This window comes from Abyssibius alkaniclasticus, assembly GCF_020447305.1.
Classification (GTDB): Bacteria; Pseudomonadota; Alphaproteobacteria; order Rhodobacterales; family Rhodobacteraceae; genus Abyssibius; species Abyssibius alkaniclasticus.
Genome location: NZ_CP095732.1, coordinates 2,977,115 through 2,993,601, shown reverse-complemented (window position 1 = coordinate 2,993,601; position 16,487 = coordinate 2,977,115). Strand labels below are relative to the sequence as shown.

The 16,487-nt window shown below is 63.3% G+C and carries 14 protein-coding genes; 8 read left to right on the top strand and 6 right to left on the bottom strand.

The annotated features are described in order from the left end of the window. Positions 1 to 17: 17 nt before the first annotated feature. The 3 genes from LGT41_RS14895 to LGT41_RS14885 form a co-directional block, all read right to left on the bottom strand. Entirely contained in the window at positions 18 to 1,319 is a 1,302-nt protein-coding gene (locus LGT41_RS14895; protein ID WP_274127712.1) for a homoserine dehydrogenase, read from the bottom strand. Positions 1,320 to 1,323: 4 nt separating this feature from the next. Next, complete coding sequence (locus LGT41_RS14890; RefSeq protein WP_274127711.1) at positions 1,324 to 2,556, bottom strand: LL-diaminopimelate aminotransferase; 1,233 nt, start codon at positions 2,554 to 2,556, stop codon at positions 1,324 to 1,326. A gap of 75 nt (positions 2,557 to 2,631) precedes the next feature. Further along, positions 2,632 to 2,958: a hypothetical protein gene (locus tag LGT41_RS14885; RefSeq protein ID WP_274127710.1), complete on the bottom strand. Its 327-nt coding sequence runs from the start codon at positions 2,956 to 2,958 to the stop codon at positions 2,632 to 2,634. Between the two features lie 104 nt (positions 2,959 to 3,062). Between LGT41_RS14885 and LGT41_RS14880 the strand changes: the two genes are divergently transcribed. Continuing rightward, positions 3,063 to 4,850 carry a PHA/PHB synthase family protein gene (locus LGT41_RS14880; RefSeq protein WP_274127709.1) on the top strand — a complete coding sequence of 596 codons (1,788 nt, stop codon included), beginning with the start codon at positions 3,063 to 3,065 and terminating at the stop codon, positions 4,848 to 4,850. A 51-nt stretch (positions 4,851 to 4,901) separates the two neighbouring features. Beyond that, entirely contained in the window at positions 4,902 to 5,528 is a 627-nt protein-coding gene (locus tag LGT41_RS14875; protein ID WP_274127708.1) for a TetR/AcrR family transcriptional regulator, read from the top strand. Between the two features lie 2 nt (positions 5,529 to 5,530). Here the strand turns inward: LGT41_RS14875 and LGT41_RS14870 are convergent, their stop codons facing one another. Together LGT41_RS14870 and glyA are read right to left on the bottom strand one after the other, a co-directional pair. Beyond that, positions 5,531 to 6,283 (bottom strand): HAD family hydrolase, encoded by a 753-nt coding sequence (locus LGT41_RS14870; RefSeq protein ID WP_274127707.1) that lies wholly within the window; start codon positions 6,281 to 6,283, stop codon positions 5,531 to 5,533. Positions 6,284 to 6,396: 113 nt separating this feature from the next. Continuing rightward, positions 6,397 to 7,692 (bottom strand): serine hydroxymethyltransferase, encoded by a 1,296-nt coding sequence (glyA, locus tag LGT41_RS14865; protein ID WP_274127706.1) that lies wholly within the window; start codon positions 7,690 to 7,692, stop codon positions 6,397 to 6,399. A gap of 302 nt (positions 7,693 to 7,994) precedes the next feature. Here glyA and LGT41_RS14860 point away from each other — a divergent pair, with 302 nt between their 5' ends. Genes LGT41_RS14860 through LGT41_RS14835 form a run of 6 tightly spaced genes read left to right on the top strand, consistent with a single transcriptional unit; the run spans position 7,995 to position 15,218 of the window. Continuing rightward, complete coding sequence (locus LGT41_RS14860; RefSeq protein ID WP_274127705.1) at positions 7,995 to 8,759, top strand: NAD kinase; 765 nt, start codon at positions 7,995 to 7,997, stop codon at positions 8,757 to 8,759. Beyond that, positions 8,756 to 9,850, top strand: coding sequence for an AI-2E family transporter (locus LGT41_RS14855; RefSeq protein WP_274127704.1), 1,095 nt, complete (start codon positions 8,756 to 8,758; stop codon positions 9,848 to 9,850). The genes LGT41_RS14860 and LGT41_RS14855 overlap by 4 nt, the downstream gene beginning before the upstream one ends. After that, positions 9,847 to 10,548, top strand: coding sequence for an HdaA/DnaA family protein (locus LGT41_RS14850; RefSeq protein ID WP_274127703.1), 702 nt, complete (start codon positions 9,847 to 9,849; stop codon positions 10,546 to 10,548). The genes LGT41_RS14855 and LGT41_RS14850 overlap by 4 nt, the downstream gene beginning before the upstream one ends. Next, positions 10,538 to 12,712, top strand: coding sequence for an RNA degradosome polyphosphate kinase (locus tag LGT41_RS14845; RefSeq protein WP_274127701.1), 2,175 nt, complete (start codon positions 10,538 to 10,540; stop codon positions 12,710 to 12,712). The genes LGT41_RS14850 and LGT41_RS14845 overlap by 11 nt, the downstream gene beginning before the upstream one ends. Before the next feature lie 9 nt (positions 12,713 to 12,721). Then, entirely contained in the window at positions 12,722 to 14,212 is a 1,491-nt protein-coding gene (locus tag LGT41_RS14840) for a Ppx/GppA family phosphatase (RefSeq protein WP_274127700.1), read from the top strand. A 16-nt stretch (positions 14,213 to 14,228) separates the two neighbouring features. Further along, the gene (locus LGT41_RS14835; protein WP_274127699.1) at positions 14,229 to 15,218 is read left to right on the top strand and encodes a zinc transporter ZntB; all 990 of its coding nucleotides are present in this window, start codon (positions 14,229 to 14,231) and stop codon (positions 15,216 to 15,218) included. Positions 15,219 to 15,230: 12 nt separating this feature from the next. Here the strand turns inward: LGT41_RS14835 and LGT41_RS14830 are convergent, their stop codons facing one another. Then, entirely contained in the window at positions 15,231 to 16,484 is a 1,254-nt protein-coding gene (locus tag LGT41_RS14830; protein WP_274127697.1) for an aminopeptidase, read from the bottom strand. Positions 16,485 to 16,487 lie beyond the last annotated feature (3 nt).

The window sequence follows — 16,487 nt, the reverse complement described above, 5'->3', positions numbered from 1 at the left end:
TCACTCGTGATGCCTATTTATACATTCTCGATGCGGATCGCCACAGGCGCTGCGAGGCAAGCCTCAAGTGCGCTGATTTCCGCCAATGCCGCATCCAGCACGGCGCGCGGCGTGGTGTGGGTCACGATGAGCAGGGGCGCGGTATCGCCATCATGGTCATACTGGCGGCAACGGTCGATCGACACACCATGCGTGCCCAGAATGCCGGTGACGCGCGACAGCACCATTGGCGCATCGAGCAGGGCAAAGCGCAGGTAATATTCGGCATCCGAACCCGAGGCCGAGCGCGGTGCGCCCGCAAGTTCGCCCGCCGGAATGCCGAAGGTCGGCATGGTCAACCCGCGCGCGATATCGACGATATCGCCCATGATGGCGCTGGCGGTCGGCCCTTCACCGGCGCCGGGGCCGGAGGCGACGATCTGGCCGATGAAATCGCCCTCGACCACCACCATATTGGTGACACCTTCCAACTGGCCAAGCGGCGAGTTGGCGGGCACAAGGCAGGGCTGCATCCGCTGTTCCAGCCCGTCGGCATTCATCCGCGCAACGCCCAGCAACTTGATGCGATAGCCCATGTCGCGGGCATTGTGGATGTCGGGGAGCGAAATACGCTCGATGCCCTCGATCGTAACACCGGAATAATCGACCTTGGTGCCAAAGGCCAGGGCGGCCAGAACGGCAAGCTTGTGGGCCGCGTCATAGCCGCCGACATCGGTTTCGGGGTCGGCCTCGGCATAGCCTTTGGCCTGGGCGGCGGCCAGCACATCGGCATAATCGGCGCCGGTCGCCTCCATCACGGTCAGGATGTAGTTGCAGGTGCCGTTCATCACGCCCATCACGCGGGTGATGTCGTTGCCCGCCAGCCCTTCGCCAAGCGATTTGATGATCGGGATGCCGCCGGCGATGGCGGCCTCATACCGCAAGGACACTGCGCAATCTTCGGCCAATGCGGCCAGCATATTGCCGTGTTTGGCCAGCAAGGCCTTGTTGGCGGTGACGACATGCTTGCCGAATTTCAGCGAGTTTTCGACGCAGGCCTTGGCGGGGCCGTCTTCGCCGCCCATTACCTCGACCACCAGATCGACGTCGGGGCGGCGGGCGAGCGCGATCGGGTCATCCTCCCAGGCGTATCCATCGAGCTTGACGCCCCGGTTCTTGGAGCGGGAACGCGCGGAAATGGCGGTAATGACAATGGGCCGGCCCGCGCGGGCGGCCAGCATATCGCCATGTTTTTGCACGATTTTCACAATACCAGCACCCACGGTGCCAAGCCCGGCAATGGCAATGCGCAAGGGGGCCGGGGAATGGGGTGCAGTCATGTGATCAGTCCTTTTGTCCATTTGCATATGCCGCCAGCAGGGCCGGGGCGTTCTGCAACACTTTCCTGACGCCGCGCGCCGCCTGGCGGATACGGTGTTCGTTTTCCACAAGGCCAAGGCGCACATAGCCTTCGCCGTATTCACCGAAACCGATGCCGGGCGCAACAGCTACGCCCGCTTCCGCCAAAAGAATTTTGGAAAAGCCCATGCTGCCAATCTCGGCAAAGGCGGCCGGAACCGGCGCCCAAGCAAACATTGTGGCGGGGGGCGGGGGAATGTCCCAACCGGCGCGGCCCATCGCATCGATCAGCACATCGCGACGGGCTTTATAGGTGGCGCGGATCTCGTCGATGCAATCATCCGGCCCGTTCAGCGCGGCGGCTGCGGCCACCTGCACGGGGGTGAATGCACCGTAATCGAGGTAGGATTTGATGCGGGTAAGCGCGCCGATCAGCCGTTCATTGCCCACGGCAAAGCCCATGCGCCAGCCGGGCATGGAATAGGTTTTGGACAGCGAGGTAAACTCCACCGCCACATCGCGCGCACCTTCGATTTGCAGAATCGAGGGCGGCGGCGTGTCGTCGAAGTAAATCTCGGCATAGGCAAGGTCGGACAGCACCCAGAGATGGTGCTTTTTGGCGAATTTGATGAGTTCGCCGTAAAAGGCAAGGTCGCAGACCTGCGCGGTAGGGTTGGAGGGGAAGTTGACCACCAGCGCCACCGGCTTGGGCACGGAATGGGCGACGGCGCGGTCAAGCGCGCGAAGGTAATCTTCGGGGTCGAAACGCCCGTTCACCTGCGCGGGCACATGGCGCAAGGTGCCACCGGCGATCATGAAGCCGTAAGGGTGGATCGGGTAGCTGGGGTTGGGCACCAGCATCACATCGCCCGGTGCGGTGATGGCCATAGCAAGGTTGGCCAGCCCCTCTTTCGAGCCAAGGGTGGCGATGACCTCGGTTTCGGGGTTGAGCGTGACACCGAAGCGGCGCGCATAATAGCCGGCCTGAGCCCGGCGCAGCCCCGGAATGCCGCGCGAGGCGGAATAGCGATGCGTGCGGGGCTTTTGCACGGTCTCGATCAGCTTCTGGACGATATGGGGCGGTGTATCCATATCCGGATTGCCCATGCCAAAATCGATGATATCCACCCCCGCCGCGCGCTGGGCGGCCTTGAGGCGGTTCACCTCGGCAAACACATAGGGTGGCAGGCGTTTGATGCGGTAGAAGTCTTCGGTCATCTGGCGGGGTTCCGGCTGGGGTTCGCGCTGGGTTATAGCGGCAGGCAAGCGGGCTGAATAGGGAAAATCGAGCGCCTAGCCGGCATTGCGTGCAAGTGCCGCAAGCAGGGCGGCGCGGCGTGCGGGCGTAAGCACGGGCGCGGCAAAGGCGGCGGCGGCACGGGCGCGCAGACTGGCGGCGCGGGCGGCAATGCTGGCCGGATCATCGGGCAGGCGGGCAGGGGTGCTGCGCGCAAAGCTGCCGATCGGCAGAAGCTGCGGCCAGTCCAGCCCGGCAATGCTGGTGGGCAGGTCGGCGCGCGCATCGCGCAGACTGGGGCTGACCGAGCAGCCCGCCAGCACAAGCGCCGCACACATCGCGGTGCAGAGCGCAACATTTCGGCATGTTTGGCGGCGCGGCATGGGCGACCTTCAGGATAAGCATTTGGCGTGGGCGTTTGACCCCGCTACACTGGTAGCCTGCCCCGCTGCGAAGGTAAAGCGGGTGCCGAACGGAGGATTGCACCATGACCGCGCCAACACCACTGCCCCCGGAGGCCGAAGCCAGCGCCGCTTTTGCCGCCAATATGGCCGAAGCCGCCCAGCTTATGCAGGCGATCTGGGCGAAGATGGCCGAGGCACAGGGCGATGGCACGCAAGAGGCCGACCCGCTGAACACCATGCCCCTGATGGCCGAAATCACCCAGGCCCTGTGGCGCGACCCGGCCCGGCTGGCCGAAGCAACGGTGAATTACTGGCAGGGCCAACAGGCGATCTGGCAGGCGGCAATGGCAAAGTTCATGGGCGGCGCGCCCGGGCCCGTGCCGCGCCTGCCCGATGGTGGCAAACGTTTCGCGCATAAGGACTGGCAGGAAAACGCGCTGTTTGAGAGCATCAAGAACAGCTACCTGCTGATGTCGTCTTTCGTGCAAAGCCAGGTGACCGATGCAAACCTGCCCGCGCGCGACCAGCGCAAGGCGGCGTTTCTGACCCGCAATGCTGTCGAGGCGATGAACCCTGCGAATTTCTTCGCGCTCAACCCCGAAGTGCTGGAAACCACCTATAGCGAGCATGGCGCAAACCTTGTGCGCGGCCTCAAGATGCTGCTGGAGGATGTGACGCGCGGCAAGGGCAAGCTGCTGATCCGCCAGACCGATATGGACGCGTTCGAGGTGGGGCGCAACATGGCGGTGACGCCGGGCAAGGTGATTTGGGAAAACAACATCGCCCAGCTCATTCAGTATGCGCCCGCCACGGAAAAGGTGACGGCCAAGCCGTTCCTGTTCGTGCCGCCCTGGATCAACAAATATTATGTCGCCGATCTCAACCCCAAGAAATCGCTCATGAAATGGCTGGTTGAGCAGGGGCATAGCGTGTTTGTCATTTCCTGGGTGAACCCGGATGCAGCCCAGGCGGGCGAGACCTGGGACAGTTATTTGCGGACCGTTATGGAAATTATCGACGTCGTGCGCGCCGAATGCGGGCAAGAGCAGGTGAACCTTGGCTCTTACTGCATTGGCGGCACCCTGGCGGGCACCTTGCTGGCCTATATGGGCAAGACGGGCGACAAACGCGTCGCCTCGGCCACGTTTTTCACCGCGCAGCTTGATTTTGAGGATGCGGGCGAATTGCAGGTCTTTGTCGATGACAAAACCCTGTCGATGGTCGATGAGCAGATGGATGCAGGCTATCTGCCCGCCGATGTCATGGCCAGCGCGTTCAACGCCTTGCGCGCCAATGACCTTGTCTGGAATTACGTGGTCAACAATTACATGCTGGGCAAAGACCCGTTCCCCTTCGATCTGCTCTATTGGAACAGCGATTCCACCGCCATGCCCGCCAAGGTGCATCATTTCTATCTGGAGCAGTTCTACATCAGGAACGCCTTTGCCAGGGGCGATTTGCGCGTGCTGGACACGCCGGTTGCGCTGGGCGATATCAACCTGCCGGTTTACCATGTGGCCACGCGCGAAGATCATATCGCGCCGGCCAATTCGGTTTATCTTGGCGCGCAGATGATGACCGGCGCGAAAGTGAAATTCGTGCTGGCAGGCTCGGGGCATATTGCCGGGGTGATCAACCCGCCCGCCGCCGGGAAATACCAGCATTGGACCGCGCCAAACCTGAAGGCGGAGACGGTGGAAGCCTGGCGCGAAAAGGCCAAAGAGGTGGCCGGAAGCTGGTGGCCCGATTGGGACAAATGGCTGAAAAAGCACGGCGGCGGGCAGGTGGATGCGCGCAAGCCCGGCGCGGTTGCCGGGGTGATAGAGGATGCGCCTGGGCGCTATGTGAAGCTGCGGTTTGACCAGCGTTAAGTGCTGGCATTTGAACAAATGTTCATTTAACTTGCTGCCAGTGGAGTGAACATGGCACGCAAATCCGGATCATCGGGCGAAAAAACCAAGGCTGAACTGCGCGCCGCCGCCACGCGGCTTTATGCGCGCTATGGCTGTGCGGCGGTTTCGGTGCGCCAACTGGCGGCCGAAGTGGGCGTGCAGGCCGGCGCGGTCTATCTGTATTTCGATGACAAGCAGGCGCTGCTGTTCGATCTGCTCGACACGCATTTAACCGCCCTGGCCGAGGCCTGGGAAAAGGCGAGCCGTGTGCCGCTGGATGACCCGCTGGCCCGGCTTGAACGCTTCATCTGCTTCCATCTGCGCTGGCATCTGGTGCGCAAGGATGCGGTGTTCATTTCCTATATGGAGCTGCGCAACCTGACGCCGGAAAACTTTGCCAGGATCGAGGCCAAGCGCCACGCCTATGAAGACGTGCTTGACGGGATTTTGCGTGACGGCGTGGCGCGCGGCACGTTCAGGCTGGCCGATACGCGCATGGGCGTGTTCGCCATTCTCGGCCAGCTCAACGGTGTCAATGTCTGGTATAAGGAAGGCGGGCGGCTGTCGCTTGATGCGCTTTGCGCCGTGCAGATGGATATGGTGCGCGGGCTGGTCGGCATGAATTCGCAGCGCGAGTTGGTTCAGGCCGCGCAATAGGCTCAGGCGGCGGCGCGGTGGGCCTGGCCCCAGTCGCGCAGCGCGTTGGGGGTTACGAAACTGTGGCCGCGCGCATCGCCCCGGATCACATCGAACGGGGCTTCGGGGCAGCCAAGATCGGACAGGACCAGCGCCGCCCCCTCAAACCGATGCGAAGATGTGTAAAGCCCCGGCGTGGCCAGCACCCGCAACCCGGCCGCAATGGCGGCCTTCGCCCCGGCATCGCTGTCATCGATGGCAAGGCAGTGCGGCGGCGTCAGGCCCATTGCGCCGATCACGGCCTGATAGGGGTGGGGCGCGTCGCGGCTGTCATCCTGGCAGCGCACACAGTCAAACCAGCCAAGCGCATCAAACCCGAAGGCGTGAAAGACCAGAAGCTCGAAATCGATCAGGCTGCCGGTGCTGACGGCGGCAATCGGCAGACCCTCGGCGCGGGCTTCGTTCAGCAGGCGAATCGTGCCTTTGCGCGGGGTTGCGGCCCCGGCGCGCAAAGCGCGGGCATAGGCGGCGGTCTTGGCGGCAGAGAGCGCGCGCAACTGCGCATCGGTGCAGGGGTTTTCGGGGTTTTGCGCCTGTTCATAGGCGCGCAGCCGCGCCACACCATCGGGGATGTGCAGAAGCGTTGAAAACAGCGCCCGCCCCCAATGCCACGGCAGGCCGCATTGCGCAAAACTCGCATTCCACGCCTGACGGTGAAGATCGGCGGTTTCCGCCAAAGTGCCGTCAACGTCGAAGATAATGGCCTGAAGTTGCATCTTCCTGCTCCGCTTTATGCTTGGCACAGTTTTGCGGCAGAAAGATGAACAGTGTCTTACCAAAAGCGCGCAGGGCCGCAAAATTGCGCGGCCCCACACCAGGTTTTGTGGTTTTAGTGGTTGGGATACATAGGGAAAGCGGTGCAGAGCCTGGCCACTTCGGCGCGCACAGCGGCCTCGACCGCCTCGTTTCCATCCGGCCCGTTGGCGGCAAGCCCATCGACCACCTGCACGATCAGCTCGCCGATTTTGGCAAACTCGGCAAGGCCGAAGCCGCGCGTTGTGCCCGCGGGCGAGCCAAGGCGCACACCGGAGGTGACGGTCGGCTTCTCGGGGTCAAACGGGATGCCGTTCTTGTTGCAGGTGATATGGGCGCGGCCAAGCGCGGCCTCGGTATCATTGCCCTTCACGCCTTTGGGGCGCAGATCGACCAGCATCAGATGCGTGTCGGTGCCGCCGGTCACGATGTCCAGACCGCCCTTCATGAGGGTTTCGGCCAGCTTCTGGGCATTGGCGATGACGGCGGCCTGATAGGTCTTGAATTCGGGGCGCAGCGCCTCGCCAAAGGCCACGGCCTTGGCGGCGATGACATGCATCAGCGGGCCGCCCTGAATGCCGGGGAAAATGGCGGAATTGACCTTTTTGGCGATAGCCTCGTCATTGGTGAGTATCATGCCGCCGCGCGGGCCGCGCAGGGTTTTATGCGTGGTGGTCGTGGCAATATGCGCATGTGGAAAGGGCGATGGGTGCAGGCCCGCCGCCACCAGCCCGGCAATATGCGCCATATCGACCATGAGAATTGCGCCAACCTCGTCGGCAATTTCGCGAAAACGTGCAAAATCAAGCTGGCGGGGAATGGCGGAGCCACCGGCGATGATCAGCGCGGGTTTGTGCGCGCGCGCCAGTTCGGCCATCGCGTCATAGTCAAGCAGGCTGTCTTGCTGGCGCACGCCGTATTGCACGGCGTTGAACCATTTGCCCGACTGGTTGGGCGCCGCGCCATGCGTAAGATGCCCGCCGGAGGCAAGATTCATGCCCATGATCGTATCGCCCGGTTTGATGAGCGCGTTGAACGCGCCCTGATTGGCCTGGCTGCCGGAATTGGGCTGCACATTGACAAATTCGCAGCCGAACAACTGCCTGGCGCGCGCGATGGCCAGATTTTCGGCCACATCCACCCAGTCGCAGCCGCCATAATAGCGCCGGCCGGGATAGCCTTCGGCATATTTGTTGGTCAGCACCGAACCCTGGGCTTCCATCACCGCGGCGGAGACGATGTTTTCCGAGGCGATCAGCTCGATCTCGTCGCGCTGGCGGCCAAGCTCGCCGGTCATCGCGGCAAAGATTTCAGGGTCGCGGGAGGAGAGGGATTCGGTGAAAAAACCGGCGTCGCGATTGGCAGTTGTCATGGCGCATCCTTTGGCTGTTGGTGGCGCAGTGGTAGCAGAGTCGTTTCCGATAGGAAACATGTGAAAGCGACACGGTATCGTGTGAACTCGACGCGGCGCGTTCTGGCGCGTGTTTAGGGGCGCGCGCGCAGCACAAACACCCCGGAAATGCGGAAATGCTGGCGGATTGTCACAAGTTTGTTGCCGAAAGTGGCCAAAGCTTTCCCATATTGGCGGGCGGGGCACGATTGCAACGCTTGTGTTCATGGCCCCTGCAAGCGAAACTGTGGCCAAATGGCAGAACGCGGCAAATCGGGGGCCAGTTGAGTTTGAGCAGAATCAGGTTTTTGGCCAGCGCGGCCGACACGGCCCAAAGCGCCCTGGCGGCGCTGGTCGCACGTTACGGGCAGGCCGAGGCGGCAGATGCCGAAGTAATTGTGGCGCTGGGCGGCGACGGGTTCATGCTGGATACGCTCAACCGCAGCCAGGCGCTTGGCCTGCCGGTTTACGGCATGAACCAGGGCACGGTCGGGTTCTTGATGAATGCCTTCAGCATTGAAGGGCTGCTGGCGCGGCTTTCCGGTGCCGAACGCGCGGTGATCCATCCGCTGCGGATGCAGGCACTGGGGCGCGATGGCGTGGTGCATAAGGCGCTGGCGATCAACGAGGTCTCATTGTTGCGCACCGGCGCGCAGGCCGCGCGGCTACGCATTTCGGTGGATGGGCGCGTGCGGATGGACGAGCTGGTCTGCGATGGCGCGATGGTTTCAACCCCGGCAGGCTCGACCGCCTATAACTATTCGGCGCATGGCCCGATTCTGCCGATTGGCGCTGAAATTCTTGCGCTGACGCCAGTTGCCGCCTTTCGCCCGCGCCGCTGGCGTGGCGCGCTGTTGCCGATGGGCGCAAGCATTGGCTTTGAGGTGCTGGAGCCCGAAAAACGCCCCGTGAACGCCATTGCCGACAGCAGCGAGGCGCGCGATGTGCTGCGGGTGGATATTTCCAGCGCGCGCGACATAAGCCATACATTGTTGTTCGACCCCGGCCACGGGCTGGAAGAACGCCTGTTAAGCGAGCAATTCCAATGAGCGAGACCAACAAGAAACCCGCCTTGATGCAACTGAGCGCACAGCAGAAAACCCGCTACTGGCTGATCGGCCTGGCGCTGGCCATTGCCCTGCTATGGCTGCTGGGCAACGCGGTTGTGCCCTTTCTGGTGGCGACCGCAATCGCCTATTTTCTGGAACCCGTCGTGCAGCGCCTGCAAAAGCTGGGCACCAACCGGCTTTGGGCGGTTATCCTGATTTCGCTTCTGGCGCTGATCGTGGTGGTTGCGATTTTCCTGCTTGTCGTGCCCATGCTCATCCAGCAGGCCACGGCCTTGTTCTCGGTCGCGCCTGAATATATTGCGCGGCTGACCAGCTTTCTGGGCGAACGTTTCCCGGCGCTGTTTGAACCGGACTCGCCGCTGCGCAAGGCCATGACCGGGCTGCAAACAGTGCTGAAGGATTTTGGCGTGGCCGTGGTCAACCAGGCGCTGAACACCTCGTTGGCGCTGGTCGACTTTCTGCTGCTGGTCTTCGTGGTGCCGGTGGTGACCTTCTATCTGATGCTCGACTGGCCGCGCGTGATCGCGGCGGTGGATAGATGGCTGCCGCGCGACCATGCCGGCACGATGCGGATGCTGGCCGGGCGGGTTGACAAGGTGCTGGCGGGCTTTGTGCGCGGGCAGTTGACGGTATGCGCCATTCTCGGCGGGTTCTACGCGCTGGCGCTGGCGGCGATCGGGTTGCAATTTGGCGTGGTGATCGGGATATTTGCCGGGCTGGTTTCCTTCATTCCCTTTGTCGGCTCGCTGCTTGGCGGGGTGCTGTCAATCGGGCTGGCGCTTTACCAGTTCTGGGGTGATCCGGTCTGGATTCTGGCGGTCGCGGCGGTGTTTCTGGTGGGGCAACTGGTGGAGGGCAATGTGCTGACACCGAAGCTTGTGGGCGGCTCGGTGGGGCTGCACCCGGTCTGGCTGCTGTTTTCGCTGTCGGCCTTTGGCGCGCTGTTCGGATTTGCCGGGCTGTTGGTGGCCGTGCCGGTTGCCGCCAGCATTGGCGTGCTGGGGCGCTATGCGCTGTCGCAATATCTGGAAGGCCGGTTCTATCTTGGCAATGATCAGGACGAGCCATGACGACCGCTGAACAACTGGTGCTGGACCTGCCGGTCAGGCGCGCGCAGGGGCGCGATGATTTCTTCGTTGCCCCCAATAATGCCCTGCCGCTGGCCATGCTCGATGCGCCCGAAACCTGGCCGCTGCACCGGTTGGTGCTGCACGGGCCAAAGGCCAGCGGCAAAAGCCATTTGCTGAATATCTGGGCCGATGAGCGGGGGGCTGCGCGCCTGGATGGCGCGGGGCTTGCAACGGCTGACATTGCCGCGCTGATCGGCGCACCCGCCGTGGCGATTGACAGGGCCGAGGGTGTGGCGGCCGATGCGGCGGCGCAGACCGCCCTGTTCCACCTGATCAACGGGCGCATGGCGCGCGCCGCACCGCTGCTTATGGCCGCACGCCAGCCAAGCGCGCGCTGGGGGGTTGCGCTGGCTGACCTGCATTCGCGGCTGGAGGCGACCGCGCAGGCCGAGCTTCTGCCGCCCGATGATGCGATGCTGGCCGCCCTGTTGGTGAAGCTGTTTGCCGATCGGCAGATAGATGTGGGCGCCGACCTTGTGCCCTATCTGATCAACCGGATCGACCGGTCATTTGCGGCGGCGATTGCGGTCGTCGCGCGGCTGGACCGCGAGGCGCTGGCGCGCAAATCGCGGCTGACGGCCCGGTTTGCGGGGCAAATTCTGGCGCTGGATGCAGAAGGCGGGCAACATGGCGATTGATGGCGATTTTTTGCACAATGCAACCGGCCCGCTGGCGGCGGGCGAAACGGTTGCCGCCGATGCACCACAGCGGTTTTTCAACCGCGAAATTTCGTGGCTCGCCTTCAACTGGCGGGTGCTGGCGGAAAGCGAGAATGCGCGCATTCCGGTGCTGGAACGGCTTCGGTTTCTGACAATCTCTGCCAGCAATCTGGATGAGTTTTACACCGTGCGCGTGGCGGGCTTGCGCGAAATGGTGCGCAAGGGGCTGCGCAGCCTGTCGGCCGACGGGCTGAGCCCCGAAGAACAGCTTGACCTGATCAACGCCGATGCCCGCGCGCTGATGGCGCGGCAGTTTGTAAGCTGGCGCGGCATTGCCGCTGATCTGCGCGCCACGGGGATTGCGGTTGTCACCCCAGATGACCTTTCAAAGGAGGATATTGCCGCGCTGGAGCCGGTGTTTCTGGACGAGGTGTTTCCGGTGCTGTCGCCGCTGGCAATAGACCCGGCGCATCCGTTTCCCTTCATCGCTTCGGGCGGGTTTGCGCTGGCGCTGCAACTGCGCCGCAAGCGCGATGGTGCCGATCTGTTCGCCCTTCTGCCGGTGCCCGCCCAGGTGCCGCGCTTTCACCGGCTGGCCGATGGCGCCGATGGCGTGGCGCGCTTCTTGGCGCTGGAACATATGATAGAGGTGTTTCTGGCGCGGCTGTTTCCCGGCTATGCCGCGCAGGGCCATTGCGCCTTTCGTGTGCTGCGCAATTCCGATCTGGAGGTCGAGGACGAGGCCGAAGACCTTGTGCGCGAGTTTGAAACCGCGCTGAAACGCCGCCGGAGGGGCGAGGCGATCCGCCTGAAAATTGCCGCCGATGCGCCGCGCAAACTGTATGAGCTTGTCGTGCGCAACCTGCATGTCAGCGAAGATGAGGTCATCGCGATGGAGGGCATTATCGGCATTGCCGATCTGCGCGAACTTGTGCTGGACAGCCGCCCCGATCTGCAATGGCCGCCCTTTACGCCGCGCACGCCCGAACGTGTGCGCGACCATGACGGCGATATTTTCGCCGCCATCCGCCAGAAGGACATGCTGCTGCACCATCCCTATGAAACCTTTGATATTGTTGTAAGATTCCTGCAACAGGCGGCGCTGGACCCGGATGTGGTGGCGATCAAGCAAACGCTGTATCGCACCAGCCGCAATTCGCCCATTGTGGCGGCTCTGGCGCAAGCGGCAGAAGAGGGCAAGTCGGTTACTGCGCTGATCGAGCTGAAGGCACGTTTTGACGAGGCGGCGAATATCCGGCAGAGCCGCGCGCTGGAACGGGCCGGGGCGCAGGTGGTTTACGGGTTTATCGACCAGAAAACCCATGCCAAAATTTCCACCGTTGTGCGGCGCGAGGGGGGCAAGCTGGTGACATATACCCATTTCGGCACCGGCAATTACCACCCCGGCACGGCCAATGTATATACCGATTTAAGCCTGTTCACATGCGATGCGGCGCTTGGGCGCGACGCGACCAAGGTGTTCAATTACGTTTCAGGCTATGCCGAACCCGAGGGGCTGGAGGCGCTGTCGATCGCGCCATTGTCGCTGAAGCAAACCCTGCTGGAGCATATCGCCGCCGAGGCTGAATTTGCCCGCGCGGGCAAACCAGCCGCCATCTGGGCCAAGCTGAACGCGCTGGTCGACCCCGATGTGATTGATGCGCTTTATGCGGCTTCGGGCGCGGGTGTGAAAATAGACCTTGTGGTGCGCGGCATTTGCGGGCTGCGGCCGGGGCTGGCGGGCTTGTCGGAAAATATCCGCGTCAAATCCATCGTCGGGCGGTTTTTGGAGCATTCGCGGATTTGCTGCTTTGGCAACGGGCACGGGCTGCCCTCGAACAAGGCGAAGGTGTTCATTTCATCGGCCGATTGGATGGGCCGCAACCTTGAAGGGCGGGTGGAAACGCTGGTGCCGATCTTGAACAAAACCGTTCATGCGCAGATTGTCGAGCAGATCATGGCCGCGAATCTGGCCGATCAGGCGCAAAGCTGGGTGCTGATGCCCGATGGCCGCTATCTGCGCGATGAAACCGAGGAGCGCCCGTTCAACTGCCACAGGTTCTTTATGGAAAATCCTTCCATGTCGGGGCGCGGGCGCGTGGGGGCCAAGGATGCCCCGCGCCTGACGCATAGCCATGATTAGGGGGGCCAGATGAACGCCCAGAGTAATGACCGCGTTGCGGTGATTGACGTTGGCTCCAACTCTGTCCGGCTTGTGGTGTTTGACGGGGCGGCGCGCAGCCCGGCCTATTTCTTCAACGAAAAGGTGCTGGCGGGCTTGGGCGCGGGCTTGGGGCAAAGCGGGCATTTGCACCCCGAAGGCCGCCGCCGTGCAATGGCCGCGCTACGGCGTTTCGCCGCGTTGCTGGAACGGCTGCGCCCGGCGCGGGTGATGACGATTGCCACAGCCGCCGTGCGCGATGCCGCCGACGGGCCGGAATTTTGCGCGCAGGTGCTGGCCGAAACCGGGCTGGAACTGACCGTGGCATCTGGCCCCGAGGAAGGCCGGCTTTCCGCCCAGGGTGTGCTGCTGGGTTGGCCCGAGGCCGAGGGCATGGTCTGTGATATCGGCGGGGCAAGTCTGGAGCTTGCGCAGATTTCCGGCGGGCAGGTGCTGGCGGCCGAAACCGCCCCGCTTGGCCCGCTGCCGCTGATGGAGTTTGAAGGTGCGCCGCGCGCGCTGCGCCAGCGTATCAAGCGCGACATGGCCAGGCTGCGCAGCAATTTCAGCGGGCCGGTGCCGCGGCTGTTTCTGGTGGGCGGAAGCTGGCGGGCCGTGGCGCGGCTCGATATGGCGCGGCGCAATTATCCGCTGCATGTGCTGCATGAATATGAACGGCCAACCGCCGATATTTTGCGCATTGCCAACTGGATTTCGCACCAGGAGCCCGCGCATCTGGCCACGCTGACCGATACATCGCTGGAGCGTTTGCGCCTTCTGCCCACGGCGGCCCTGGTGCTGAAACAACTGCTTGATGCGCTTGCGCCCGGCACGGTGGCCTTTTCAAGCTACGGCATTCGCGAGGGGATGCTTTACGAGGCGATGCCGCCGGATGTGCGCGCGCTCGACCCGCTGATCGAAGCCTGCCGTTATACGGAATCGCAGAATGCCCGCTTCCCCGGCTTTGGCGATGCGCTGTTTGACTGGTTGCAAAACCTGTTTGGCGACCTTCCCGCCGATGATGTGCGCCTGATGCGCGCCGCCTGCCTGTTGCATGACACGACATGGCGCGCGCATCCCGATTACCGCGCTGATATGTGCTTCGAGGCGGTGACCCGCGCCAATATGGGCGGGGTCGACCATGCCGGGCGGCTGTTTTTGGCCGTGGCCAACCGCGCGCGCTACAAGAATGACGGCTCGGCGGTGGATGACCACCCCGCGATTGCGCTGCTTCCAGCCGAACGTGTGAAGCTTGCCACGTCTATTGGCCGTGCGATGCGGCTGGGGGCCATGCTGGGCGGTGCCCATCCCGATACCTTGCCCGATACCGAATTGCAGCTAAAGGCGGGCCAGTTGCGGCTGGTGCTGCGCGGCGGCGCTCAGGAGCTGATGGGCGAGGTGGTGGAGCGGCGGCTTAACGGGCTGAACACGGCGCTTGGCCTTGATCTGCCGGCCATGCTTGATATTCAGGCCAAAGACTAGGGCAAGGGGGCAAATCATGCGGCGCAAGGGCGGACCGGTTGTGCAGGATGCGCTGGCCTTGCGGCTGGACGGGGCGGGCAATGCGGCGCCGATAACGCTGGCCACGGCCATGAAGCGCGCAAGCGATGCGCCGGGCTTTACATGGCTGCATCTGCACCGCGACGAGGTGGAAACCCGCGCGCGTTTGCGCAAATGCGGGCTGGACCATTTCATTTGCGATGCGTTGATGGCCGATGAAACCCGCCCGCGCTGCACCGTGCATGGCGACGGGGTTATTTTGAACCTGCGCGGTGTGAACCTCAATCCGGGGGCCGAGCCGGAGGACATGGTCTCGGTCCGGCTATGGGTGGAAGCCGGGCGGGTGATCGGCGTCTGGCTGCGCAAACTTTCCGCGGTCGATGATCTGGGAGAGGCGATTGCGCGCGGCCAGGCCCCAAGCACGCCGGGTGGCTTTGTGGCCGCGCTGGCGCTGCGGCTGGCCGCGCGGGCCGAGCCGACGATTGCCGCGCTGAACGAAGGAATAGACGGGCTGGAGGAGCTGGTGTTGCAAGACAGCGCCGATGTGCCGCGCAGCCAGCTTTCGGCCTTACGCCGCAGCGCGATTTTGCTGCGCCGCTATATGCTGCCGCAGCGCGATGCGCTGACCGCGCTGGAGATCGAGCCGCTGGCCTGGCTTGGCGAGCAGGATCGCAGCCATTTGCGCGAGGCGGCCGAGCGGATTTACCGGCTGGGCGAAGACCTTGATGCCATTCGTGACCGCGCCCAGGTGGTGCATGATCAGGTGATGGATGCCCGCGCCGAGGCGATGAACCATCAGATGCTGGTGCTGTCGGTCGTGGCGGCGGTTTTTCTGCCGCTGGGGCTGATCGCCGGGCTGATGGGCATGAATGTGGGCGGCATCCCGCTTTCGGCCACCAAATGGGGGTTTGGCATTGTGCTGCTGGGCATGGGCGGGCTGACCGCCTTGCTTATCTGGTGGTTTCGCAAGATCGGGCTGTTCCGCTAGGGGCGGCGGGCGCTACTGCGCCCATTCCCCTTTGCGAAACACGGGTATGCGCGTGCCATCGGCGGCGATACCGTCGATATCGGTCTCACCCGAGCCGATCATCCAGTCGACATGGATCAGGCTGGAATTGCCACCCTTGGCGGCGATGTCGTCATCAGACAGCGTCGCGCCACCCTCAATACATTCCGAATAACACTGGCCAAGCGCAATGTGGCAGGCGGCGTTTTCGTCAAACAGCGTGTTGTAAAACAGCAGCCCGCTTTGCGAAATGGGCGAGGAATGCGGCACGAGCGCCACTTCACCCAGCCGCGCGGCCCCCTCATCGGTGGCGATGAGGTTTTTGAACACGTCCTGCCCGGTCGAGGTTTTGCTCTCTACAATCCGCCCGCCCTCGAAGCGCACCTCGATATTCTCGATCAGGCTGCCCTGATGCGACAGTGGCTTTGAGGCGCGCACAACACCTTCCACCCGCTGGGCATGGGGGGTGGTGAACACCTCTTCTGTGGGAATGTTCGGGTTGCAGATAACGCCGTTCTTGGCGGGGGCCGCGCCACCCGCCCAAAGATGGCCATCGGCCAGACCCACCGTAAGGTCGGTGCCGGGGCCGGTGAAATGCAGCGCGGAGAAGCGCGCATCATTCAGCCAGGCCGTGCGTTTGGCAAGGTTGGCGTTATGCGTGGCCCAAGCCGCCACCGGGTCGCCACCATCAACACGCGCGGCGGCGAATATCGCATCGGCGAGCCTGGCGACGGCGGCGTCATCATCCAGATCGGGGAACATCTGTTTTGCCCATGCAAGGCCGGGATAGGCGATGATGCTCCAGTTGATATCGAAATTCGTGATATGCTTGCCCGCAGGCTTGTAGGCGATGGAATTCGCCTTGCCCGCGCGCGAGACCTTGGTGCTATCCTGAGCGGCCAGCAGCATCGGGTTGTCGCCCAGAATCGCAAGGCGCGCCGCCCCTGTGGCATAGGCGCTGGCCATGCCCTCGTAAAGCCAGGCGGGGGCGGCATCGAATGCCGCATCATGGCCGTGCTGGAATTTGGCCAGCGTGATTTCATCATCCGACAGGATGGGCGTGACCACGTTCGCACCGGCCTTATAGGCGGCGGCAACCACGCGGCGCACCAGCGGCAGGGTGTTGACATTGCCGGTGAGGATCAGGTCCTGGCCTTCCTGCAGGTTCAACCCTGTGCGGATGGCAAGCTCGGCCAGCAGGTCGAGTTTTGCGGGGTCGATCGGGCCAAGGTTTTCTGGCTGTGTCATGGT